The sequence below is a fragment of the Streptomyces sp. NPDC050164 genome (assembly GCF_044459945.1).
In the GTDB taxonomy this organism is placed as follows: Bacteria; Actinomycetota; Actinomycetes; order Streptomycetales; family Streptomycetaceae; genus Streptomyces; species Streptomyces coeruleorubidus_A.
Map to the genome: position 1 here is coordinate 119,532 of NZ_JBITJK010000013.1, position 23,584 is coordinate 143,115.

At 71.1% G+C, this 23,584-nt stretch carries 18 protein-coding genes and 1 pseudogene; 8 read left to right on the forward strand and 11 right to left on the reverse strand.

Annotated features, from left to right (window positions below; all coding sequences use genetic code 11):
• Positions 1–139: 139 nt before the first annotated feature.
• Entirely contained in the window at positions 140–739 is a 600-nt protein-coding gene (locus ACIBNA_RS19680; RefSeq protein WP_399166458.1) for a YceI family protein, read from the reverse strand.
• Between the two features lie 139 nt (positions 740–878).
• Between ACIBNA_RS19680 and ACIBNA_RS19685 the strand changes: the two genes are divergently transcribed.
• Positions 879–2,129 carry a glycosyltransferase gene (locus ACIBNA_RS19685; protein WP_399166459.1) on the forward strand — a complete coding sequence of 417 codons (1,251 nt, stop codon included), beginning with the start codon at positions 879–881 and terminating at the stop codon, positions 2,127–2,129.
• 39 nt (positions 2,130–2,168) lie between these two features.
• Here ACIBNA_RS19685 and ACIBNA_RS19690 read toward each other — a convergent pair whose 3' ends face one another.
• Complete coding sequence (locus tag ACIBNA_RS19690) at positions 2,169–3,047, reverse strand: DMT family transporter (protein WP_399166460.1); 879 nt, start codon at positions 3,045–3,047, stop codon at positions 2,169–2,171.
• A gap of 15 nt (positions 3,048–3,062) precedes the next feature.
• The gene (hpnR, locus tag ACIBNA_RS19695; RefSeq protein WP_399166492.1) at positions 3,063–4,562 is read right to left on the reverse strand and encodes a hopanoid C-3 methylase HpnR; all 1,500 of its coding nucleotides are present in this window, start codon (positions 4,560–4,562) and stop codon (positions 3,063–3,065) included.
• A gap of 365 nt (positions 4,563–4,927) precedes the next feature.
• Between hpnR and ACIBNA_RS19700 the strand changes: the two genes are divergently transcribed.
• The 4 genes and pseudogenes from ACIBNA_RS19700 (at position 4,928) to ACIBNA_RS19715 (ending at position 9,098) form a co-directional block, all read left to right on the forward strand.
• Positions 4,928–5,779, forward strand: coding sequence for an SDR family NAD(P)-dependent oxidoreductase (locus ACIBNA_RS19700; RefSeq protein ID WP_399166461.1), 852 nt, complete (start codon positions 4,928–4,930; stop codon positions 5,777–5,779).
• Positions 5,780–6,194: 415 nt separating this feature from the next.
• Positions 6,195–7,130 (forward strand): annotated as a pseudogene (locus ACIBNA_RS19705) (polysaccharide lyase family 8 super-sandwich domain-containing protein); the annotation flags it as partial.
• A 154-nt stretch (positions 7,131–7,284) separates the two neighbouring features.
• Positions 7,285–8,868: an acyl-CoA carboxylase subunit beta gene (locus ACIBNA_RS19710; protein WP_399166462.1), complete on the forward strand. Its 1,584-nt coding sequence runs from the start codon at positions 7,285–7,287 to the stop codon at positions 8,866–8,868.
• A 35-nt stretch (positions 8,869–8,903) separates the two neighbouring features.
• On the forward strand, positions 8,904–9,098 hold the full coding sequence (locus tag ACIBNA_RS19715; RefSeq protein WP_086560316.1) for an acyl-CoA carboxylase subunit epsilon: 195 nt from the start codon (positions 8,904–8,906) through the stop codon (positions 9,096–9,098).
• Positions 9,099–9,562: 464 nt separating this feature from the next.
• Here the strand turns inward: ACIBNA_RS19715 and ACIBNA_RS19720 are convergent, their stop codons facing one another.
• From ACIBNA_RS19720 to ACIBNA_RS19755, 8 genes are all read right to left on the reverse strand, one after another.
• Positions 9,563–10,144 carry an ATP/GTP-binding protein gene (locus ACIBNA_RS19720; protein WP_014675207.1) on the reverse strand — a complete coding sequence of 194 codons (582 nt, stop codon included), beginning with the start codon at positions 10,142–10,144 and terminating at the stop codon, positions 9,563–9,565.
• Positions 10,125–10,709 carry a DUF742 domain-containing protein gene (locus tag ACIBNA_RS19725; protein ID WP_399166463.1) on the reverse strand — a complete coding sequence of 195 codons (585 nt, stop codon included), beginning with the start codon at positions 10,707–10,709 and terminating at the stop codon, positions 10,125–10,127. Before ACIBNA_RS19725 ends, ACIBNA_RS19720 begins: the two co-directional genes overlap by 20 nt.
• Before the next feature lie 94 nt (positions 10,710–10,803).
• A complete protein-coding gene (locus tag ACIBNA_RS19730; protein WP_004983065.1) occupies positions 10,804–11,217 on the reverse strand; it encodes a roadblock/LC7 domain-containing protein in 414 nt (137 codons plus the stop codon).
• A 10-nt stretch (positions 11,218–11,227) separates the two neighbouring features.
• The gene (locus ACIBNA_RS19735) at positions 11,228–14,563 is read right to left on the reverse strand and encodes a nitrate- and nitrite sensing domain-containing protein (protein WP_399166464.1); all 3,336 of its coding nucleotides are present in this window, start codon (positions 14,561–14,563) and stop codon (positions 11,228–11,230) included.
• Positions 14,564–14,940: 377 nt separating this feature from the next.
• Positions 14,941–15,516, reverse strand: a complete 576-nt coding sequence (locus ACIBNA_RS19740) for an ATP/GTP-binding protein (RefSeq protein ID WP_020271455.1) — start codon at positions 15,514–15,516, stop codon at positions 14,941–14,943.
• Positions 15,497–15,892, reverse strand: coding sequence for a DUF742 domain-containing protein (locus ACIBNA_RS19745; RefSeq protein WP_053668780.1), 396 nt, complete (start codon positions 15,890–15,892; stop codon positions 15,497–15,499). Before ACIBNA_RS19745 ends, ACIBNA_RS19740 begins: the two co-directional genes overlap by 20 nt.
• A gap of 111 nt (positions 15,893–16,003) precedes the next feature.
• The gene (locus tag ACIBNA_RS19750; protein WP_029181510.1) at positions 16,004–16,417 is read right to left on the reverse strand and encodes a roadblock/LC7 domain-containing protein; all 414 of its coding nucleotides are present in this window, start codon (positions 16,415–16,417) and stop codon (positions 16,004–16,006) included.
• A gap of 9 nt (positions 16,418–16,426) precedes the next feature.
• Positions 16,427–20,281 (reverse strand): nitrate- and nitrite sensing domain-containing protein, encoded by a 3,855-nt coding sequence (locus ACIBNA_RS19755; protein ID WP_399166465.1) that lies wholly within the window; start codon positions 20,279–20,281, stop codon positions 16,427–16,429.
• Between the two features lie 601 nt (positions 20,282–20,882).
• Here ACIBNA_RS19755 and ACIBNA_RS19760 point away from each other — a divergent pair.
• The 3 genes from ACIBNA_RS19760 (at position 20,883) to gltX (ending at position 23,501) form a co-directional block, all read left to right on the forward strand.
• Positions 20,883–21,074, forward strand: a complete 192-nt coding sequence (locus ACIBNA_RS19760) for a hypothetical protein (protein WP_020270047.1) — start codon at positions 20,883–20,885, stop codon at positions 21,072–21,074.
• Positions 21,075–21,247: 173 nt separating this feature from the next.
• Positions 21,248–22,024 (forward strand): fumarylacetoacetate hydrolase family protein, encoded by a 777-nt coding sequence (locus ACIBNA_RS19765; protein WP_399166466.1) that lies wholly within the window; start codon positions 21,248–21,250, stop codon positions 22,022–22,024.
• Positions 22,017–23,501 (forward strand): glutamate--tRNA ligase, encoded by a 1,485-nt coding sequence (gltX, locus tag ACIBNA_RS19770; protein ID WP_399166467.1) that lies wholly within the window; start codon positions 22,017–22,019, stop codon positions 23,499–23,501. Before ACIBNA_RS19765 ends, gltX begins: the two co-directional genes overlap by 8 nt.
• Positions 23,502–23,584 lie beyond the last annotated feature (83 nt).

The following is a 23,584-nucleotide window of genomic DNA, read 5'->3' on the forward strand; positions in this document are numbered from 1 at the left end:
TACGGCACCGGGCCCGCAAGCTGTTGGGGACTGGTCAAAATTGTGCTGCTGGATTATGAGAACGCCACCGGTCCTTCCGCAAGGGGTGCGATCCGGCCAGACCGGCCCGGCGGTACGCCGCCGGGCCGGCCGCGCGGGCTCACGCGTTCCTGATCGCCGAGATGTCGAAGCTGAGCTTGATCTTGTCGGAGACCAGGACACCGCCGGTCTCCAGTGCGGCGTTCCAGGTCAGGCCCCACTCGGAGCGCAGGATCTCCGCCTTGCCCTCGAAGCCGACGCGCTCGTTGCCGAAGGGGTCCTTCGCGGCGCCGTTGAACTCGAGGTCGATGGTGAGGGGACGGGTGGTGCCGAGGATCGTCAGGTCGCCGGTGATGCGGTAGTCGTCGCCGCCGAGGGCCTCCGCCGCGGTGGAGCGGAACGTCATCGCCGGGAACTCGTCCGCCTTGAAGAAGTCCGAGCTCTTGAGGTGGCCGTCGCGGTCGGCGTTGCCCGTCTCGATGCTGTCCATCACGACGTCCAGGGAGGCCGTGGACCGCGAGGGGTCGGTGCCGTCGAGGTGGAGCGTGCCAGTGAAGTCCTGGAAGCTGCCCTTGACGTTGGTGACCATGGCGTGCCGGGCGACGAAGCCGATCGTCGAGTGCGCGGGGTCGATCGTGTAGTCGCCGGTCAGGGCGGCCAGGTCCGGGCTCGCGGCGCCGACCGTGGCGGTCTCGGTGTCCTTGCGGCTGAAGATGCTCATGGGGGTACGCCTCCTGCGATGAATGTTGAACGTTGAACTACGTAACGCGGCCCACCGTAGACCTATTCCTGTTTAATGTTCAACATTGCTGGCGGACGTGTCGGGATTGGGTCCGCCGCGCGAGTGGTACACGATGATCATGACCTCGGTCGCGGTCCTGGTCGAGCTGCTGCGCAGCGGCACTTCGGGCGGCCATGTGAAGTGCTGGGAGCGTTTCGCGGAGAGCGCCGCCCGCCTCCCGGGGCGAGGGCCCGACGGCACCCGGTCCGGCCTCGACCTGACCGTCTACTTCCTCGGCGAGCGCGAACGGGTCGACGTCCTCTCGCCCCGCGTGCGCCTCGTCACGCTCCGCCCGGTGCTCGGCACGGCCGCCCTGACCTCGGCCGACGGCGCGGAGGACGTCACCGACCTCGCGCCTTACCACCCCCGGCTCGCGGCCCTGCTGCCGCGCCACGACGTCTGGCACCTCACCCACTGCTTCGCCTACGCCGCCACCGCCGTCCGCCTCGCCCGCAGAACCGCCCCGGCACCCCGGCTGCTCGCCTCCGTGCACACCGACGTCCCGCTGCTGGCCTCGGTCTACGCCCGCTACCTGGCCGGCCGGTGGCTGCCCGGCGACCACCCGGCGCCGGGCGAGTTCCTCGCGGACCTGACCGAGACCCGGCTGCGCCGGCGGCGGGACCGGCTCCTGGACGGCTGCGAACGGGTGCTGGTGCCGACCCCCGCCGAGCGGGCCGAACTCGTCCGCACCCTCGGGCCGCACCGGGTCGCCCTGCTGCGCCGCGGCATCGACCACCAGCGCTTTTGCCCCGACCCCGGCGCCCGCGCCCGGCTCGGCCGCGAGTACGGCGTCCCGGCGGACCGTCCGCTGGTGCTGTTCGCGGGACGGCTGGACGCGACCAAGGGCGTGCCGCTGCTGACCGAGAGCGTGCGGCTGTTGCGGGAGCGCGGCCGGGCCGTGCACCTGGTCATGGCCGGCTCCGGCGCGGAGGCCGGGCCCGTCCGGCGTGCCCTGGGCGCCGACGTCAGCCTCCTCGGCCCGCTCCCGCAGGACCGGTTGGCCCGGGTGTACGCCGGCTGTGACGTCTTCGCGTTCCCGTCCCGCACGGAGACCTGCGGCAACGTCGTCGCCGAGGCGATGGCGAGCGGCCTGGCGGTCGTGCTGCCCGAGGGCGCGCGCACCACACAGTGGCTGACCGCACCGGGCCGGGACGGCATCGTCGTACGCCACGACGACCCGGGGGAGTGGGCGGACGCCCTCGGCACGCTCCTCGACCGTCCCGGCCTGCTCTCGGCGGTACACCACCACGCGACCACCACGGCCCACGACACCCACCCCACCTGGGACCGCGTCCTGACGGAGGACCTCCTCCCCGTGTGGCTGCCCTAGCTCCGTGCTGCTGGGGGTCGTGCTTGCCCCGCCCCCACCTCACCGCCCCTCCCCGGCCCCCCGCCCCCGCAACGCCGCGATCACCGGCGACGAGTCCAGGCTCACGATGCCCGCCCCCACCAGCACCAGCCCCGTCACCGTCACAGCCGACACCGGCCACCCCGAGTGGATCGTCTCGCCGAAGACCGCCGTGCCCACCGTCACGGCGACCACCGGCTCCGTCGCGTCCAGAACCGTCATGCTCGCCGCGAGCGGGCCCCGCTGGAAGGCGCTCTGGATGAGGAGCAGGCCGCCGATGCTGGCGAGGACCAGGGCGTAGGTCTGCCAGGCGGTCAGCGCCGCGAGCAGGCCGTGGCGCAGGCGGTCCACCGTCGCCGCGAGGAGGACGGACTGGGTGCCCATCACCGCCCCGGCCGCCAGCGCCGTCGCCGAGGCCCGCCAAGGGCCGGACAGCAACCGTGCCGTCGCCAGCGCGCAGCACACCAGCGCGGCCGTCGCGCCCAGCACCAGCAGCCAGGACAGCAGGTCCGCCCCGCCCGGCCGGCCGCCGTGCGGCCGGGCCGAGACCAGGGCCAGCGCCAGCCCGGCCGCCACCGCGAGCGTGCCGAACCACTCGCGAAACCCCAGCCGCATCCGGTGCAGCCGCGCCGACAGCGGTACGGCGAAGACCAGCTCGGCGACGATCAGCGGCTGCACCAGACTGAGCGGCCCGTACGCCAGCGCAAGTGATTGGAAGCCGTAGGCGAGCACGGCCAGTGCGATGCCGCCCAGCCACACGGGATCGCGGGCCAGATGGGCCAGCAGGCGCGGCGACAGCGCCTCCGTGTCCGGGCGTCCGCCCGCGGCCCACTGCTGGAGCACCCCGGCCACGGCGAAACAGACGCCGGCGGCGAGGGAGGCCAGGACCGCGATCGGCATGCCGGGCGCGGGGAGCTAGTCGGTCGTCCGCCGGGACGGCGCGCCCTGTGTCGCACCCCGGGTGTGGATGTACAGCGCCCGCCGGTCCCCGACGTCGAGGTGCCGCGGCAGGGGCAGTTCGTAGCGCACCGGCCGGCCGTGGTCGGCGAACTGCCGGCGCGGGTTGTAGACCTGGTTGAACTTCCACAGCATGCGGGCGAAGTTCGTCTGGCCGTGCAGCAGGTTGCGGGTCAGCACCCGGGCCGCGCCCACGGCGGTGCGCAGGCCCAGGTGCTTGCGGTTGATGACGGCCTGGGTGCGCACCAGTTCCTCGTAGAAGCGCTCCAGGGGGAGCGTGGTGGGCACGACCGCGTGCTGGATGTCGAAGAGACGGTAGTCACGGGTGGTCAGGCGCCGCGACTCGGTGTGCCAGATCTCCGTACCCGGGTACGGCGTCATCACCGTGAAGTGCACGATCTCCGGCACCGCCAGCGCGAACTCCCGTACCACCCGGAAGCGTTCCTCGTCCCAGGACGGATCCACGATCAGGTTGACGGCGACCTTGATGCCGAGGCGGCGGGCCGTCCGAAGGGCGCGGACGTTCTCGTCGGGGCTGACCCGCTTGCGGTACAGCTCCAGGCCCTCCGCGTCGATGGCCTCCATCCCCAGGAACATGTACTTCAGCCCCAGCCGGGCCCACCGCTCGAAGACCTCGGGGTGGCGCAGCAGGACGTCGCTGCGGGTCTCCAGGTAGTAGCGCTTGCGGATGCCGCGCCGTTCCACCTCCGCGGCGATGGCGTCCCCGTGCTCGGGCCGGATGAAGGCCACGTCGTCGACGATGAAGACGTTCGGTTCCCGGATGTTCGCCAGGTCCTCGGCGGCCGCCTCGGGCGAGGCCTTGCGGTAGCTGCGGCCGTAGAACGTCCACGCCGAGCAGAACGAGCAGTCCCACGGACAACCGCGCGTGAACTCGATGGAGGCGCACGGGTCCAGCTCGCCGATGAAGTACCGCCGGCGGGCGCGCATCAGATCCCGTGCGGGCAGCGGCGCGTCGATGCCGTGCAGCATCAGCGGCGCGGGACCCCGGCCGGCCGCCGTGACGATGCCGGGCACGTCCGCCACGCCCCCGTCGCGGACCGCCTCCAGCAGCGGCCCGATCGCGGGTTCGCCCTCGCCGCGCACCACCGCGTCGACCGCCCCCTCGGCCTGCTCCAGCACGTCCTCGGCGACGAAGGAGACGCTGTGCCCGCCCAGGAACACGAAGCAGTCCGGCACCGCCCGCTTGACCTCCGTGGCGAGTTCGATCGCCTCCGGGACGTTCGCCAGGTAGTTCAGCGAGATGCCGAGGGCCTCCGGCCGGAAGGACCGCACCTCGCCGCGCAGCGTCCTGTGGCTCAGCACCTGAAGGTCCACGACCCGCACTTCGTGACCGGCCTCGCGGGCCGCGCCCGCCACCCGTTCGAGGCCCAGAGGTTCCAGGCGCAGGAAGATCTCGGAGTACATCAGGGCGCTGGGATGGACGAGCAGCACACGCATGGTCACCTCGTCGTGGGGGTCCGCACCGGACACGGGTGCCCCCTTCGTAACCCGGCGCGGATGGTCCGTGTAGCGCCCATACCGCCGCCTGGCCGCATGGGGCGGCACGCAGGGGTGGTCCTGTCACATCCCGTGCGCGGGGGCCCGGCCCGCAGAGCGCCCACTGCACGGCGCACGCCGGGCCGGGTGAGCCCGGCCTGCCGGAACGACCTCAGCACTGGCGCGGGACCCCGCGGTGGCGGTGTCCTGGAAGACAAGGTTCCGTTTCAAGGGACCGGCATGGAGACAGACGAGGTTCCGTTCCCCGGAACCGGCACGGAGACAGCCGAGACCACGGCGGACGTACAGCGCAGGGAGACCGACCGATGACACTCACCGGCTCCGGCTCGGCCTACGACCCACCGGCGGGCGCCGCCCCACGCCGTCCCGCGGCCCCTTCCCCGGTGGCCCTGCACGGGCCGCCGCGGCGGTTGGACCGGCGCGTGTGCCTCGTCACCGGGGCCTCCTCGGGTATCGGGGCGGCCACGGCACGGCGATTCGCCATGGACGGCTGGCAGTTGCTGCTCACCGGGCGCGACCGGCGCCGCCTGGAGCAGACGGCGTCCGGCACATCGGCCGTCGTGCTGCCCGCCGACCTCGCCGCCCCGGACGGCCCGCGCCTGCTGGCCCAGTCCGCGCTGCACACGACCGGCCGGGTCGACGTCCTGGTCGCCGGGGCGGGCATCGGCTGGGCGGGCCCGTTCGCCGCCATGCCGCACACCGACATCGACCGGGTGCTGATCCTCGACCTCAACGCCACGCTCCACCTCGTGCGCGAGGTACTGCCCTCCATGATCGCGGCCGGGCGCGGCCGGGTGGTGCTGATCGGCTCGATCGCGGGCTGCGTGGGCGTCAGGGAGGAAGCGGTGTACTCCGCCGCCAAGGCCGCCCTGGCCGCCTTCGCCGAGGCGCTGCGCCAGGAACTGCGCGGCACGGGAGTGGGCGTGACCCTCGTGGTGGCGGGCCCCGTCGACACGGCCTTCTTCGCCCGCCGCGGCAGGCCCTACGACCGCTCTCACCCCCGGATGATCTCGCCCGGCTGCGTCGCCGACGCCGTCTGGGAGGCCGTACGCGAGGACCGCGACCAGGTCTACGTCCCCGCCTGGCTGGCCCTCCCGGACCGCTTCCGCGCCCTGGCCCCGAGGGTGTTCGGACGCTTGCTGAACCGCTTCGGCTGACCCGGGCTCCCCGCCGGACGCGTTCCGCCGTTCCGGTCACTGGGGCCGGATCCTCCGTTCAGGTGACCGCCTCCCCGTGGTAGGGCATGGGCATGACTCCCCAGCGTCGCGTCTTCTCCCGCCGCACGGCACTGCCCCAGCCCGGCCGCCGCGCCTTGCTGCTCGCCGCCGCGGCCCTGGTGGCGACCGGCGGCGCGACGCCCACGCCCCGCGGTGCCGACGCTCGGGGCGCCGACACCGACCCGTACGAGACCCTCCGCCGGCGCTGGCTCGGCATCGCCCTCGGCACCGGCTTCGACCCGGCCGCGCAGCCGTACGCCTCACGCCTCGCGGAGACCGGCGAACTCGCCCGCGGCCTGCACTCCACCATGGCCCCGGCGGCGGACTCCCTCTGGCCCAGCCACCCACCGGCGCGAGCGACCAGTACACGGACTGGTTCTGGCCGACCGTCGACTGGTACCGCCTGCCCGGCACCACCGTCTCCACCAAGCGCCTCGCCGACCGGGAAGGCGGCGAGTGGGGCACGGCCCGCCCGGACGCGCGCTGGGTCGGCGGCGCCACCGACGGCGAGTACGCGGCGCTCGGCCAGCACCTCAAGGGCCTCGGCTCCACCCTCCAGGCCCGCAAGTCCTGGTTCTGCGTCGCGGACGCGGTGATCTGCCTGGGCGCCGGGATCACCTGCGCCGACGGCGTCCCGGTGGAGACGATCCTCGACAACCGCAACCTCGGCGAGTCCGGCACCCAGACCTTCGTACGGGGCCCTGACTGGGCCCATCTGGAGGACCACGGCGGCTGGGTCCTGCTCGACGGCGAGCCGAACACGCTGCGCGAGGACCGCACCGGCTCCTGGTCCGCCATCAACACCGGCAGCACGCCTCAGCGGCGCACCCGCCGCTGGCAGACCCTCTGGCTCGACCACGGCACCGACCCGAAGGACGCCGGCTACGCCTACGTCCTCATGCCGGGCGCGTCCCGTCGTGCGGTCGCGCGCCGCGCCGCCGACCGGTACTGGATGTCGGTCCTCGCCAACGACGCCGGCCGCCAGGCGGTCACCGTGCCCTCCCTCGGCCTCACGGCCGCGAACTTCTGGCAGGCCGGCACGACGGGCCCGCTCACCGCCTCCGCCGGCGCGAGCGTGCTGACCGTCCGCCGGGGCCGTACCGCTACCCTCTGCGTGAGCGAACCGCCCCGCACGGGCGAACCGCTGGAGATCACCTGGAACCGCCCGGTCCGCCGGGTCGGCGACGCGGACGAGACGGTGGAAGTACTCTCCACAGGCCGCCGGCTGCGCGTGCGCGTCACCCCGGGGAAGGCATGCGCCACCCACGTCTGTGAGGTGACTCTCGGCTGACGGCTTTGTTCCACCCCTACAAGCCACACGCCCCCTGAGCAGTCAGAAGGGCTGCACCCCGCCATGGTTCTGTTCAGGGGTACCAGGAAAACACGCCGGAGACTGTGAGGAGTCGACGGCTCGCATTCCTTGGTTGTGTTCGTAAGGTCGCTACATGACCGTTTTGGATGAGGCGCCGGGTGAGCCGACCGACGCGCGCGGACGCGTGGCCGAACTGCACGAGATCCGTGCGCAGGCGGTGGACGGACCGAGCGAGAAGGCGACCGAGGCGCAGCACGCCAAGGGCAAGCTGACCGCGCGGGAGCGCATCGCACTTCTCCTCGACCCGGATTCCTTCCGCGAGGTCGAGCAGCTGCGCCGGCACCGGGCCACGGGCTTCGGCCTGGAGGCCAAGAAGCCGTACACCGACGGTGTGATCACCGGCTGGGGCACGGTGGAGGGCCGGACGGTCTTCGTCTACGCCCACGACTTCCGCATCTTCGGCGGCGCGCTGGGCGAGGCCCACGCCACGAAGATCCACAAGATCATGGACATGGCCATCGCGGCCGGTGCCCCGCTGGTGTCGCTGAACGACGGCGCGGGCGCCCGCATCCAGGAGGGCGTCTCGGCGCTCGCGGGCTACGGCGGCATCTTCCAGCGCAACACCAAGGCGAGCGGGGTCATCCCGCAGATCTCGGTGATGCTCGGCCCGTGCGCGGGCGGCGCTGCCTACAGCCCGGCCCTCACCGACTTCGTCTTCATGGTCCGCGACACCTCACAGATGTTCATCACCGGCCCGGACGTCGTCAAGGCGGTCACCGGCGAGGAGATCACGCAGAACGGCCTCGGCGGCGCGGACGTGCACGCCGAGACGTCCGGCGTCTGCCACTTCGCCTACGACGACGAGGAGACCTGCATCGCGGAGGTCCGCTACCTCCTGTCCCTCCTGCCGCAGAACAACCGCGAGAACCCGCCTCGCGCGCAGTCCGCGGACGCGGTGGACCGCCGCTCGGACGTCCTCCTGGACCTGGTCCCGGCGGACGGCAACCGGCCGTACGACATGGCCAAGGTCATCGAGGAGATCGTCGACGACGGCGACTACCTCGAAGTCCACGAGCGCTGGGCGCGGAACATCATCTGCGCGCTGGGCCGGATGGACGGCCAGGTCGTCGGCATCGTCGCCAACCAGCCGCAGGTGCTCGCCGGTGTCCTGGACATCGAGGCCTCCGAGAAGGCGGCCCGCTTCGTTCAGATGTGCGACGCCTTCAACATCCCGATCGTCACTCTTCTGGACGTCCCCGGCTTCCTGCCGGGCGTCGACCAGGAGCACGGTGGCATCATCCGGCACGGCGCGAAGCTCCTCTACGCCTACTGCAACGCGACCGTGCCGAGGATCTCGCTGATCCTGCGGAAGGCCTACGGAGGTGCGTACATCGTCATGGACAGCCAGTCCATCGGCGCCGACCTCACCTACGCCTGGCCGACCAACGAGATCGCCGTCATGGGCGCGGAAGGCGCGGCCAACGTCATCTTCCGCCGCCAGATCGCCGGCGCCGAGGACCCCGAGGCCATGCGGGCCCGCATGGTCAAGGAGTACAAGTCCGAGCTGATGCACCCCTACTACGCGGCCGAGCGCGGCCTGGTCGACGACGTCATCGACCCCGCGGAAACCCGCGAGGTGCTGATCAAGTCCCTCGCGATGCTCCAGACCAAGCACGCCGACCTGCCCTCCCGCAAACACGGCAACCCTCCGCAGTAACCCGGCGGACATCTCATCCACGGAGACTGACACCCATGGACATTCCTGATATCCGCGTCGAGAAGGGCCACGCCGAGCCCGAGGAAGTCGCCGCCATCACAGCGATCCTCCTGGCCCGCGCCGCCGCCCGCCCCACGGACCCGACCCCGACCCACCGCGGCCGCGTGAAGGCCGGGTGGCGCCGCCTGGAGCGCGAGCCGGGCTTCCGCGCCCCGCACAGCTGGCGCTGACCTTCTCACGCCTTTACGGCCCCGTTCTCCTCCGGGAGGGCGGGGCCGTGGTGTGTGGTCGGACGCTGGTGAGGGGCATGGTGCCGGTGAAGACAGGGGCGAGGCCGTTCCCGTCGGACAGTTCCCCGGGGAAGGCACCGCGCGCGGCCGTCACCGCCGGCCACCGCAGCGGGGTGGTCGTCTTGCCTCACGTACGCCGCCGACAACTGCCCCCGTGGCCCCGCCGCCCGGTCGGACGCACGCCGGAACAGCTCCGGTACCGGCGCCGGAACGCCGCGCCCCTTCCTCGAAGACGGCGAACTCCGCAAGGCCAGCCCCCGGAACTCGTGCTCCGGATACGGCTCCAGCCGGTATGTCCAGCCGTTACGCCGACGTCTCCGCGCCCATCGCGCCCCCTGACGAAAAACACCTGCGGCCCCCATCCCCCCACAGGAGGAACGAGGGCCGCAAGGCGAACGTGCCGATTACCGCAGGCGTGCCATCAGGGCGTGCTCGACCAGCGTGATCAGGGCCGACTTCGCGTCCGCGCGGTGGCGGGCGTCCGTCGTGATGATCGGGGTGTCAGGACCGATCTGGAGTGCTTCCCGCACTTCGTCGGGGGTGTAGGGCTGCTGGCCGTCGAAGCCGTTGAGGGCGATGACGAACGGCAGGCCGCTGTTCTCGAAGTAGTCGACCGCGGGGAAGCAGTCGGCGAGCCGCCTCGTGTCGACCAGCACGATCGCGCCGATGGCGCCGCGCACCAGGTCGTCCCACATGAACCAGAAGCGGTCCTGGCCCGGCGTACCGAAGAGGTACAGGATCAGGTCCTGGTCCAGGGTGATACGGCCGAAGTCCATGGCGACCGTCGTGGTCGTCTTGTCCCCGGTGTGGGTGAGGTCGTCGATGCCCGCCGAAGCGGACGTCATGACGGCCTCTGTGCGCAGCGGATTGATCTCCGAGACGGCGCCGACGAACGTGGTCTTGCCCACGCCGAAGCCGCCCGCCACCACGATCTTCGCGGACGTGGTGGAGCGGGAAGGCCCTCCGCTAGAGCTTGCGAAGTCCACTGAGCACCCTTTCGAGCAGTGTCACGTCTGGCTGGCCGCCGGCGTTCTCGTCGCCGCCGGGCTGATGGATGGCGACCAGTCCCGCCTCCGCCAAGTCGGCGACGAGGATCCTGGCCACGCCGAGAGGGATCGTGAGGAGCGCCGAGATCTCGGCGACCGACTTGATTTCCCGGCAGAGGTTGCAGATCCGCTGATGCTCGGGCAACTGGCCCTGCATCTGGTGCGGCTGCGCAGTGGTGTGCACCAGCGCCTCGATGGCGAGCTGGTAACGCGGGCGGGTCCGGCCACCGGTCATGGCGTACGGACGCACCAACGGGTTGTGATTGTTCGACGCCCCGCCGGGCGCCGGCTCGGGGGTGCGGCGCTGCGGCTGCACGGGCTGAATGCGCGGGGCCGGTGGCTGGTCGTACGGCGACGGGCCGGGGCCCTGTGGCGCGTACGGCTGCCGGTGGCTCGGTGCGGAGGGGAAGTTGTAACGGTTCGGGTTCTGCCCACCGTCGTTCTGGCCCTGGGCAGGGCCGTACGACCAGTTGCCCGAAGACGAACCGCCTGGGGGTGTTGCCACTTTCTCCTCCTCCGACTGTGCCTGGCACCCATCGCTGTGGAGCCGCGTCCCGAAACCTTACGGCCACGGGACGCCAAAACGCACCGTCCGTCCGTTAGTTGAGCAGGCTCCCCTGGAGCTCTGCACGAAGGTCCGGTGTCAGGACCGTACCGGCTCGGTCAACCAGCAGCGCCATCTCGTATCCGATGAGGCCGATGTCCGCCTCCGGATGTGCGAGAACTGCGAGCGACGAGCCGTCAGAGATGGACATGATGAAGAGGAATCCCCGCTCCATCTCCACAACCGTCTGATTGACGCTTCCACCCTCGAAGATCCGGGAGGCTCCTGCCGTCAGAGACGTCAGACCGGAGGCGACGGCCGCGAGCTGGTCGGCGCGGTCGCGGGGGAAGCCTTCGGACATCGCCAGAAGGAGTCCGTCGGCGGAGACCACCACCGTGTGGGACACCCCCGGGGTGTTGTCCACGAAGTTGGTGATCAACCAGTTCAGGTTCTGTGCCGCCTGGCTCATCGGGCTCACACTAACGCTCCTGGTTGTAGGTGCTGTCAGGACCGAAGCCCTGGCCGTTCGTTTCACTGCCTGCGTTGCGGCCGCGCTGTACGCCGCGACGCAGGTTGCTCAGCCTGCCCCGGACGTCCTCCGGGGCGCGGGAGACCTGTGGGCCCCCCTGGGGAGTGCTCTCGGCGGAACCCTCGATCAGGTTGGCCTTGGGCACCCGCCTCGGCAGGCCGGAGGAGGTGACCCCGCCCGCCTTGGGCTTCCGGAGCTGCGAGGCCTGCTGCCACCGCTCGTCGTTCGCCGAGCGCCAGTCGCTGTCGCCGTTGCTCTCCGGGGTGGAGGCCGGAGGCTCCTGGCTCGCGTGCCGGGCGCCGCCCGCACCGTTCGCACCGCTCGCGGCGGACCCGCGGCGAGGAAGCCCGGCGTCGGTCAGCGAGGGTGCGGCGGAGTGGGCCGGTCCCGGACGGTCGAAGCCTACGCGGTCCTGCTCACTCGCGTCAGCGGCCTGCGCAGATTCCGCTTCCTGGGCCTGAGAAGGGTACTGGCTCGGGTAGCCGTTCTGGTAACCGTCCTGCTGGGGCCAGTCGTCCTGGTAGCGCCGCTGCTCGAAGGCGGCGAAGCCGCCGGACCCGCCCGCACCCGGCGCCGAGGGCTCCTCCTGGGCCGGCTCCGCATAGGAGGAGGGCTCAGGGTAGCCGCCGTTCGGCGAGAAGGTGTCGTTCTGCGGCAGACCGCCGTTCGGCGCGTAGTACTGCTCGTCGTACGCGGCCCGCTGCGGCTCCTCGTACGCCGTCTGCCGCTGCTCCTCGTACGGTGCCTGCTGCTCCTCGTACGGCGCCTGCTGCTCCTCGTACGGCGCCTGACGGTCGTACGCGCCGGGCTGCTCCGGGTAGCCGGTCTGCCCGGTGTCGTAGGCCTGGCCGGTGTCGTAGCCCTGCTGCCCGTGGAACTCCTGGGGGTAGCCGGACGTCTCGCCCTGCTCCTGGGTGTTCTGGCCGGGCAGGGCGGGCTGCTGGTGCGACTGGGCCTCCAGGGCCGCCCGGCGCTCCTCGCGCATCAGGGAGCGGCCGACGGGGTCCAGCTCGCGTATGTCGTCGGGGACGTCGGAGTAGCGGCTGTCGTCGAAGCCGAGCTCCGCCGCCGTGCGCATGGGCTGCTGGTTGAAGTTCTCGCCGCCGCCGAAGTTCTGCTCCGGGATGATCTGCGAGACGGTGAACTCGTCGCGGTCCACGTGCTGCTCGCCGCCACCACCGTGGGTGATCGCGTCGGGCAGCATGACCAGCGAGGTCGTGCCGGCCTGCTCGCCCGAGGGGCGCAGCTGGACGCGGATGCCGTGCCGGTCGGACAGCCGGCCGACCACGAACAGGCCCATGCGCTGCGAGATCGCGGCGTCCACGGTCGGCGGGTTGGCCAGCTTGTGGTTGATGTCCGCGAAGTCCTCGGCGGTCAGGCCGATGCCCTTGTCGTGGATCTCGATCATCACGCGGCCGTCGGGGAGACGGGTCGCGGTGACACGGACCTTGGTCTGCGGCGAGGAGAACGTCGTCGCGTTCTCCAGCAGCTCGGCCAGCAGGTGCACGAGGTCGGTCACGGCCCGGCCGTGGATCTCGGCCTCGGGGACGCCGGACAGCTCGATGCGCTCGTACTGCTCCACCTCGGAGGAGGCGGCGCGCAGCACGTCGACCAGCGGCACCGGCTGGTCCCAGCGGCGGCCGGGCTCCTCGCCGGCGAGGACGAGGAGGTTCTCGCCGTTGCGGCGCATACGGGTCGCGAGGTGGTCCAGCTTGAAGAGGTTCTCTAGCTGGTCCGGGTCGGCCTCGTTGTTCTCCAGGTCGGTGATCAGGGTCAGCTGGCCCTCGATCAGCGACTGGTTGCGGCGCGAGAGGTTGGTGAAGATCGCGTTGATGTTGCCCCGCAGCAGGGCCTGCTCGGCGGCGAGCCGGACGGCCTCGCGGTGGACCTGGTCGAAGGCGCGGGCGACCTCGCCGATCTCGTCGGTGGTGGTGATCGGGATGGCCTGGACACGGGTGTCGACACGGCCGGGGTCGGTGCGCGAGAGCTGGTCGACCAGCATCGGCAGGCGCTGCTCGGCGATGCCGAAGGCGGCGTTGCGCAGCTGGCGCATCGAGCGGCTCATCTGGCGGGCGACCGCGCCGGCCAGGATGAAGGCGAGGAGCAGGGCGACGACGACGGCGGCACCGGTGATGTAGGCGTCGCGCTGGGCGCCGTCGGCGATGTCGGAGGCTTCGCTCACGGCCTTGTCGGCCAGGTCCGTCTCGATCTTCTCGTACGCGTTGAACTTGAGCGTGTTGACCGCCCACCAGTTCTCGGCGGTGATGCCCTTCTCGGCGAGGGCGGCGCGGGCGCTCGGGTCCGTGGTCTGGAGCGTCGCGACGGCCGAGACCATCGTCTCCGGCTTGGACGGCGGGGCGACGTAGTCCGGGTTCTTGGCCTTGGCCTCCCGGGCCATCGCGGCACCGTCGGTCTTGAGCTTGGCCTCGGCCGCCTGGAGCTTGGCCGCGTCCTGTTCGGTGCCGCCGCCGATGTACTCCTGCACGGCGATGCGCTCGAGGTAGGCGTACGAGGACAGGGCGATGCGCTGGCTGGCCAGGTTGCCGTCGTCCGGGCCCGGCTTGGTCAGGATGTGCATGCCGATGGAGCGCTGGAGCGACAGGGCCGCCTTGGTGAGCTCGATGGCGTACACGGTCCGGCCGTAGCTGGTGATGTTGCCGGTGCCGAGGCCCAGCTCGTTGGCGAACTCCGTCAGCGGGTGGGCGACCTCGACGTAGCCCTCCTCGGTCTGCACGCCCTTGAGCTTGGAGGTGTACGCGGCCTGACGCAGGGTCTGGAGCTTCGGCTCCACCTCGCGGAACAGCTTCAGGCGGCGCTCCAGGCCGGGCTTGTCCGGCATGCTCTGGGCCGCGGTGTCGAAGGCGTCGGCCGCCTCGTCGGTGGCCTTGCGGACCTGAGTGACGGTCGCCTTGTCCTGGGAGGTCTGGGCGCTGCCCTTCAGCAGGGGCGCCGCGGAGGTGTCGCGCTCGTTGTAGAGGGCGTTGGCGTACAGCAGGGAGGCCCGCACCAGACGCGCGGTGTTCTCCGCGTCCTCGGCCTCCTGCCAGGTGTCGATCGAGCTCTTGACCTGGAAGCCGCCCATGACGAGGCCGACCAGCACGGGTATGAGCAGGATCGCGTTGAGTCTGGTCGCCACGCGCCAGTTGCGCGGGGAGAGACGGCCGCCGCTCTGGGCGGGCGCGGCCGATGGCTCCGAACCGGGCACGGGGGCGGGCGCCGCTGTGCGCGGCGGCGGGGTGAAGTTGCCCCGGGCCGACGGCTCGGGACTGTTCTTGCTTCGCCTCACTCGACCAACAACCTCTCGGCGGTCGGCACCAACGTTGTGCCGCAGTTTCTCAGAGCCCGGTACGCCATCGACTGACGAGTACGTCATTGACTATTGGGCAGTTCAGGCATTCCAGCACGACGACCTGCGCTCTTCCAAACAGTCCGGGGTGCGGATTCCGAGGGATGTAAGCCCCAGATAAAACGGTCATAAAGAGCGAGCCCCGCCAAAAGGCGGGGCGGTTGTGCGCGCAGCGAGACCGGATGTGCGCGACGCGTGGCCGTACCACCGGATTCCTCTGCCGAAACGTTATGAACACCTTGGCCGACCGTGTCAAAGGACACAGTCGGCTCCGGGACATCTACGACAACTGCCGTATGGCGCTTCAGAATTGGGTGCTACCTCAGCCGTGCCATCAGGGCGTGCTCGACCAGCGTGATCAGCGCGCTCTTCGCGTCGGCCCGGTGGCGGGCGTCCGTCGTGATGATCGGGGTGTCAGGACCGATCTGGAGTGCTTCCCGCACTTCGTCGGGGGTGTAGGGCTGCTGGCCGTCGAAGCCGTTGAGGGCGATGACGAAGGGCAGGCCGCTGTTCTCGAAGTAGTCGACCGCGGGGAAGCAGTCGGCGAGACGGCGGGTGTCCACCAGGACGACGGCACCGATGGCGCCGCGCACCAGGTCGTCCCACATGAACCAGAAGCGGTCCTGGCCCGGCGTACCGAAGAGGTACAGGATCAGGTCCTGGTCCAGGGTGATACGGCCGAAGTCCATGGCCACCGTGGTGGTGGTCTTGTCCCCGGTGTGGGTGAGGTCGTCGATGCCCGCCGAAGCGGACGTCATGACGGCCTCCGTGCGCAGCGGGTTGATCTCCGAGACGGCGCCGACGAACGTGGTCTTGCCCACGCCGAAGCCGCCCGCCACCACGATCTTCGCGGACGTGGTGGAACGACCCGCGTCAGAGCTTGCGAAGTCCACTGAGCACCCTTTCGAGCAGTGTCACGTCCGGTGCGCCGGTGGCGTCGTCGCCGCCCGGCTGGTGGATCGCGACGAGACCGGCCTCCGCGAGGTCCGCGACCAGGATCCGGGCCACACCGAGCGGCATGTTGAGCAGCGCCGAGACCTCGGCGACCGACTTCACCTCACGGCACAGGTGGCAGATGCGCTGGTGCTCCGGGAGCAGTCCCATGAGCGCCGCGGGATCGGCGGTCGTGCTGATCAGTGCCTCGATGGCCAGCTGATAACGCGGCCGGGTCCGGCCGCCGGTCATGGCGTACGGCCGTACCAGCGGCTGGTCGCCCTCGTCCTCGTACGGCTCCGCGTACGGATCATGAGAGGCGGGGGGCGGGGTCATGGGTCCTCCGGGCGGGACAGCAAGTCGGTCAGTCGAGCCGTCTGACGAGGCCTGTGTGGGGTGTGCGGCGGCCGGACGGTGATGTGGTGAGACGGGTGGTACCGGGGCCGATCAATGGAGCAGACTGCCTTGGAGCTCAGCTCGCAGGTCGGGGGTGAGGACCGCGCCCGCGCGGTCGACCAGGAGCGCCATCTCGTAGCCGACGAGGCCGATGTCGCAGTCGGGGTGGGCGAGGACCGCCAGCGACGAGCCGTCCGAGATGGACATCAGGAACATGAATCCCCGCTCCATCTCCACGACCGTCTGCGCGACGTCGCCCCCCTCGAAGATCCGGGAGGCGCCTGCCGTCAGGGACGTCAAGCCGGAGGCGACAGCCGCGAGCTGGTCCGCGCGGTCGCGCGGAAAGCCCTCCGACAGCGCCAGGAGGAGACCGTCGGCGGACACGACGACGGTGTGGGACACCCCGGGGGTGTTGTCCACGAAGTTGGTGATCAACCAGTTCAGGTTCTGTGCCGCCTGGCTCATCGGACTCAACTAACGCTCCTGCTGGTGAGAGGGCCGAGGGAAGCTGCCGGTCTGGGTGGACCCGGCCTGACGACCCTGTGCAATACCGCGGCGGAGATTGGTCAGCCGACCGCGTACGTCATCGGGGGCACGCGAGATCTGCGGACCGCTCTGCTGTGGCTGCTGCTGAGCCGTGCCCGGAACGAGGTTCGCCCGGGGCACCCGGCGCGGCAGACCGGAGGTGGTGACACCGCCGGCGGCGGGCTGGCGGACGCGCTCGGCCTGGCGGACGAGGTCGTCGTTCGGCGAACTGCGCCAGCCGGCGGGGGCGGACCGCTGCGGACCGCCGGCTCCCTGCGGCTGCTGCGGGGCCGGAGCGGAGCCGTTGTTCTGCGACGGCTGCTGCTGCTCCTGCTGGCCGTGGAACCAGTTGGTCTCGAGCGTGTCGTACAGCGGCGTACGCCCGTCGCCCGGACCGGACGCCGGCGGCAGGGCCTCGGGCTCCTGCCGAGCGGGCCGTGCCTGCGGGGCGGGCGGACGGGGGGCGCCGAAGTCGGACCCGCCCCGGGCGCCGTTGGCCTGCGGCCGCTCGAACTGGCCCGTGCCCGCCGGGTCGGCCGGGGTGGCCGGACCGGGCAGGGTGGGCCGGCCGGAGCCGTTGTCCTGGCGCGGCGCGGGGTACTGGCCGGTCGAGCCGTTGTCGTAGGACTGCGGTGCCGGGTACTGACCGGTCGAGCCGCTGTCCTGGCGAGGTGCCGGGTACTGGCCCGTGGAGCCGCTGTCCTGGCGAGGTGCCGGGTACTGGCCCGTGGAGCCGCTGTCCTGGCGAGGTGCCGGGTACTGGCCGGTCGAGCCGCTGTCGTAGGACTGCGGAGCCGGGTACTGGCCCGTCGTGGACGACGGGTCGCGGCGGCCGGCCGGGGCGCCGAAGACGTCCGGGCGGACGAACTGGCCCGAACCCTGCGAGCCGTCCGTGCCGGGAAGGCCGAACCGGTCCGAGTGCTGGGGGCCGCCCGAGCCGAAGTCGGCCGGAGAGCCGGTGCCCTGCCGGTCGTCGTCGCGCGGGACGGCGGGGATCTCCGCCGTCGAGCCCGGGCCCTGCCGGTCGTCGATCCGCGGCATCGCAGAGGTACGGGAGACGTCCGGCTCCTCGTGCCCGCGCGGGGTGTCCAGCGAGGCACGCGGCACCGGCGGCTGGGCGTTCTCGTCGCTCCAGCTGGGCACGCGGGGCTGCGAGTCACCGCCGGGCAGCTCGGCCCGCGGACCGCCGCGCGGCGGCAGCTGCGGCCGACGGCCCTGGCCCTGATCGGCGTTGCCCGGGCGCTGCTGGCCCTGGCCCTGCGGCCCGTTCGTACCCGCGGCCTGCAAACCCTGCGGGGCACCCGGCGCCTGACCGAACCCGGCACCGGCCGCCGGACGGCCCTGCGGGGGCGCGGGCGGAGCGCTCTGCTCGAACAACGACGGGGACTTGTCGGGACCCTGCGGTCCGCGCCCTCCGCCCGGCCGGCCACCGTCCGCGTCCCGCCCGGGCAGCGCGGCCCGCGGACCCTGGCCGGCACCGAGGCGGCCACCACCGGACGACGCACCGCCACCGGACGCACCGGCGCCGAGGGCGCCACCGCCCTGGCCGGCACCGGCGGCACGCCGGGCCGCGGCCGCACCGGCGGCGGCCTGCGCGGCGGCCGGACCGCCACCGCCGACAGGCGGCTGGCCGCCCTGCTTGGGCTGGGGCTTCCTGCCGCCCTGGGCGACGTCGACGGGCAGCATGACCAGCGCGGTCGTACCACCGGAGTCGGAGGGGCGCAGCTGGATGCGGATGCCGTGCCGCTGCGACAGCCGGCCGACCACGAACAGACCCATGCGGCGGGAGACGGAGACGTCCACCGTCGGGGGAGAGGCGAGCCGCTCGTTGATCGCGGCCAGGTCCTCCGGCGACAGACCGATACCGGTGTCGTGGATCTCGATCAGCACCCGGCCGTCGGGCAGGGCGTGACCGGTGACCTTGACCTTGGTCTGCGGCGAGGAGAACGAGGTCGCGTTCTCCAGCAGCTCGGCGAGCAGGTGCACGAGGTCGTTGACCACGCGGCCGGCGACCTCGGTCGTCGGCACGGAGGCCAGCTCGATGCGCTCGTACTGCTCCACCTCGGACGCGGCGGCACGCAGCACGTCGACCAGCGGGACCGGGCGGGTCCACCGGCGACCGGGCTCCTCACCCGCGAGAACCAGCAGGTTCTCGCCGTTACGGCGCATGCGCGTGGCGAGGTGGTCGAGCTTGAACAGCGAGGACAGCTGGTCCGGGTCGGCCTCGCGGGACTCAAGTTCGGAGATCAGCGACAGCTGGCGCTGGATCAGACCCTGGGAGCGGCGCGAGAGGTTGGTGAACATCGCGTTGACGTTGCCCCGCAGCAGGGCCTGCTCGGCGGCGAGGCGGACCGCCTCGCGGTGCACGTCGTCGAAGGCCGCGGCCACCCGGCCGATCTCGTCCCGGGAGTGCACACCGACCGACTCGACGGAGGTGTCGACGTCCTGCGGGTCGGACTCGGACAGCTGCTTGACCAGCTCGGGCAGACGGTCGGAGGCGACCTTGGTCGCGGTCTCCTCCAGGCGGCGCAGCGAACGGATCATGGAGCGGGCCACGACGAAGGCGCCGACCAGCGACACACCGAGCACGATGAGGATCAGCGCACCGGAGATGATCGCGTCGCGCTCGGTGGCGCTGCGCAGCTCGCGGGCCTTCTGTTCCATCTCCTCGAGCAGCGTGTGCTCGATGTTCTTCATCTGCTGGATCTTGGTGGAGCTGTCGTCCAGCCAGTCGCGGTAGGACCGCTTGTCCTGCTGCGCGAGTCCGCTCGCGGAGACCAGGGCCCGGCCCGCGTAGGTGTCGGTGGCCTTGATCGTGGAGTTGCCGCCGTCCTCGATCGGCTTGAGCAGCTCGGCGGCGGCGTCCTCGCCGTAGATGCTCTTGAAGCTGCGGATCTCGGACTTCTGGCTCTCCAGCGCCGACTCGGCGTAGAGCCGGTCGTTCGGCGAGAGCTTGCCGGACGTGGTGTTGCTCGCGGGCAGTGCCGCCGCCAGTGCCGCGCGCTGGATCGAGGAGTACTCCTTGGCGGAGGAGAACGCCGCCAGGGCGCGGGTGCGCTGGATCATGTCCGGGTTGCTGGTCGCCTCGGCCATGTCCTGGGAGAGGTCGATCAGGTTCTCGATCAGACGGTGGTACGCCTCGATCGTCTGCGTGGAGTTGCCCTCGGAGGCGTAGGCGCTCTTGCGGATCTGCGCCAGGTCGCCCAGCTCGCCGGCGAGCTGGATGAGGTACTCGCGGACGCCCTTGAGGTTGCCTTCCTTGCTGGCGCTGTCGATCTCCTCGGAACTGTCGAGGAAGTTCTTCATCGCCCGGTCGGTCTTCTCGCGCAGACCCTTGACCGTGAAGTCGGTGGCCTTGCCGCCGTGCGCGAGCGAGCCGGCCGACTGGTCGCGCTCCTCCTGGAGGGCGGCGGACAGCTCGGTGGCCTGCTTGGTCATGTCCGTCAGCAGCTTCATGTTGTCCAGCTGCTGAATGCTGTCCATGGAGTCGTTGATGCGCAGGGCGCCCAGCGAGGTGGCCGCGACCACCGGGAGCGCCAGCAGCGAGACCAGACGGGTGGAGATGCGCCAGTTGCGCAGGGCTATTCGCGGGCCGGGGCCGCTGGGGCCGGCCGGCGGCTTCAGGGCCGGAGCGGGGCTCGGCGAACCCGTGGGGGCCGACGCACCGGGGCGCCCGGGGCGCTCCCCGGCGTCACCGGCCGGGCCCTGGTTCTGGGCGTGCTGGGGCGAGGGACCTCGGTCGGTCCCGCCGTGCGGCTCCGGCTCCGCCGAAGCGCTGCCATCCCTCTTGAAACGTCCCTGCACTAGCGTCGCAACCTCTGGACCAGGCGCCCCATCGCGTGAGCGGCGGAGCACGGTGTCGGCGTTCTGGGGACGCCTTGAGTACGCCCCCGTGGTGGTCGTGAGTGACCGGCGCTGGCTCCCCCTTCTCGCCGCCGCTCGGCGCGTCTGTGCGCCCCCTGTGCGCCGGCTCGATCCTGCGGCGGTCCGTGGCATTCCAGCACAGCACAGGATCTCCAACAAGGCTCGTAGGCCAGGCCGTGACATAGGTGACACCACGTGAGTGGCGAATCACCGGACGTAGAAGCTGAGTTCGTCGATTTCGGACATATGCCCGCGAATTGTCGAGGCGTGACGGGTGTCCTAGTCGCCATGATCGGCAGCGGAATGGGGGCTTCAGGGAGTCAATGTCCGTTTCGGTGGGGTGGGGTGCAAGCCCGGATTGACCGATTCGCCCACTGATTCGTGAGGAAACTCACATGCTGATCCTGATCTCCCCGCGATTGCGCCGGGAATCCCTGTCTAGCCTGACGCTTTACAGAGATGGCAAAACCGACAACCCGCGCCCGTGCGAGGGGCCTGCGCGCCCTCCCGGCGCCCGTCACAGAACAGGGTCAAGTAAACAGTGAAGACGACGACGATGTTCCACAAGATCGCCAACCCGCGACGCACGACGCTGGCGCACCTGGACGACGCCGACGAACTGCAGACGCCGGAGCAGCCGGAGCACCGCGTCGAACTCCCCACCCAGACTGCCAACCCCAAGCGCACCATCCTCACCGAGGTCCCCGTCGCGGCCGCCGCTGCCGCGGAGTGACACCAGGTAGTACGCGCACCGGCCGCCGAATGCTCACGGCGGCGGGACACGGACATCGAAGGGGCGCCCCGGCGACGGAGGCGCCCCTTCGTCATGCGCACGGCGCGGACCCTTCCCCGCGTTAGCCTGGAGCGTCAGACTCCAGCCGCTTCAGTCAAGGGGCCAAGCATCCCGTGCGTATCGCCAGATTCTCCATCGACGGGAACGTCGCCTTCGGCGCCATCGAGGGCGAGAAGCAGGACGAGCTCGTCCTGGACATCATCAAGGGCATCCCGTTCGCGGACTACGAGCTCTCCGGCACGAAGGTGCCGGTCGGCAAGGTCAGGCTGCTGCCGCCGGTGCTCCCCAACAAGGTCGTGGCCTTCGGCCGCAACTACGCCGAGCACGCGAAGGAACTGGGCAACGAGGTACCCGACGCCCCCTTCGCCTTCTTCAAGCCGTCGACCTCGGTGATCGGCCCCGGTGACGAGATCCAGTACCCCTCCTTCTCGGCGGAGGTGCACCACGAGGCCGAGCTGGCCGTGGTCATCGGCCGGATGTGCCGCGAGGTCCCGCGCGAGCGCGTCAAGGACGTGATCTTCGGTTACACCTGCGCCAACGACGTCACCGCCCGCGACGTCCAAAAGCGCGAGAAGCAGTGGGCGCGGGCCAAGGGCTTCGACACCTCCTGCCCGCTCGGCCCCTGGGTGGAGACGGACCTGGACCCGGGCGACCTGACCATCCAGCTCACGGTCAACGGCCAGCAGCGCCAGCTGGGCCGCACGAGCGAGATGATCCACTCCATCGAGGACCTGATCGTCAACATCTCCGAGGCCATGACGCTGCTCCCCGGCGACGTGATCCTCACGGGCACCCCGGCTGGGGTCGGCCCCCTCAACGTCGGCGACGAGGTCGCCGTCACCATCGAAGGCATCGGCACTCTCACCAACAAGGTTGTCAAGCGTGGCTAGCGCACCCGGCTCTCCCGTACGCGTCCGTTTCTGTCCGTCGCCCACCGGTAACCCCCACGTGGGCCTGGTGCGCACCGCCCTGTTCAACTGGGCGTTCGCCAAGCACCACCAGGGCACCCTGGTCTTCCGTATCGAGGACACCGACGCGGCCCGCGACTCGAAGGAGTCGTACACCCAGCTGCTCGACTCGATGCGCTGGCTGGGCTTCGACTGGGACGAGGGCCCCGAGGTCGGCGGCCCGCACGCGCCGTACCGCCAGTCGCAGCGCATGGACCTGTACAAGGACGTCGCGGCCAAGCTCCTGGACGCCGGGCACGCCTACCACTGCTACTGCTCCCAGGAGGAGCTGGACACCCGCCGCGAGGCCGCCCGGGCCGCCGGCGAGCCCTCCGGCTACGACGGCCACTGCCGCGAGCTGACCGACGCGCAGGTCGAGGAGTACACGGCCCAGGGGCGCGAGCCGATCGTCCGCTTCCGCATGCCCGACGAGACGATCACCTTCACCGACCTGGTCCGCGGCGAGCTGACCTTCACCCCGGAGAACGTCCCGGACTACGGCATCGTCCGCGCCAACGGCGCCCCGCTCTACACGCTGGTCAACCCGGTCGACGATGCCCTGATGGAGATCACCCACGTCCTGCGCGGCGAGGACCTGCTCTCCTCCACCCCGCGCCAGATCGCCCTGTACAAGGCGCTGATCGAGCTGGGCATCGCCAAGCAGATCCCGTCCTTCGGGCACCTGCCGTACGTCATGGGCGAGGGCAACAAGAAGCTCTCCAAGCGCGACCCGCAGTCGTCGCTCAACCTCTACCGCGAGCGCGGCTTCCTCCCCGAGGGCCTGCTCAACTACCTCTCGCTGCTCGGCTGGTCCCTCTCGGCCGACCAGGACGTCTTCACGATGGACGAGATGGTCGCGGCCTTCGACATCGCGGACGTCAACCCCAACCCGGCCCGCTTCGACCTGAAGAAGTGCGAGGCCATCAACGGCGACCACATCCGCATGCTCGACGTGAAGGACTTCACCGAGCGCTGCCGCCCGTGGCTCCAGGCGCCGTTCGCCCCCTGGGCCCCGGAGGCCTTCGACGAGGCCAGGTGGCAGGCCATCGCCCCGCACGCCCAGACCCGCCTCAAGGTGCTCTCCGAGATCACCGACAACGTCGACTTCCTGTTCCTGCCGGAGCCGGTGGAGGACGAGGCCAGCTGGACGAAGGCCATGAAGGAAGGCTCGGACGCCCTCCTGCGCACCGCCCGCGAGAAGCTGGAGGCGGCCGACTGGACCTCGGCGGACTCCCTGAAGGAGGCAGTCCTGGCCGCCGGCGAGGCCCACGGCCTCAAGCTCGGCAAGGCCCAAGCCCCCGTCCGCGTCGCCGTCACCGGCCGCACGGTCGGCCTGCCGCTGTTCGAGTCGCTGGAGGTCCTGGGCAAGGAGAAGACCCTGGCCCGGATCGACGCGGCGCTGGCGCGGCTGACGGCCTGACTCGTCCCTGGGCAAGGGGCGGCAGCCGCTACGGCTGTCGCCCCTTGCCAGGTGGCCTCGAAAACCACACGGGTACCGATCGG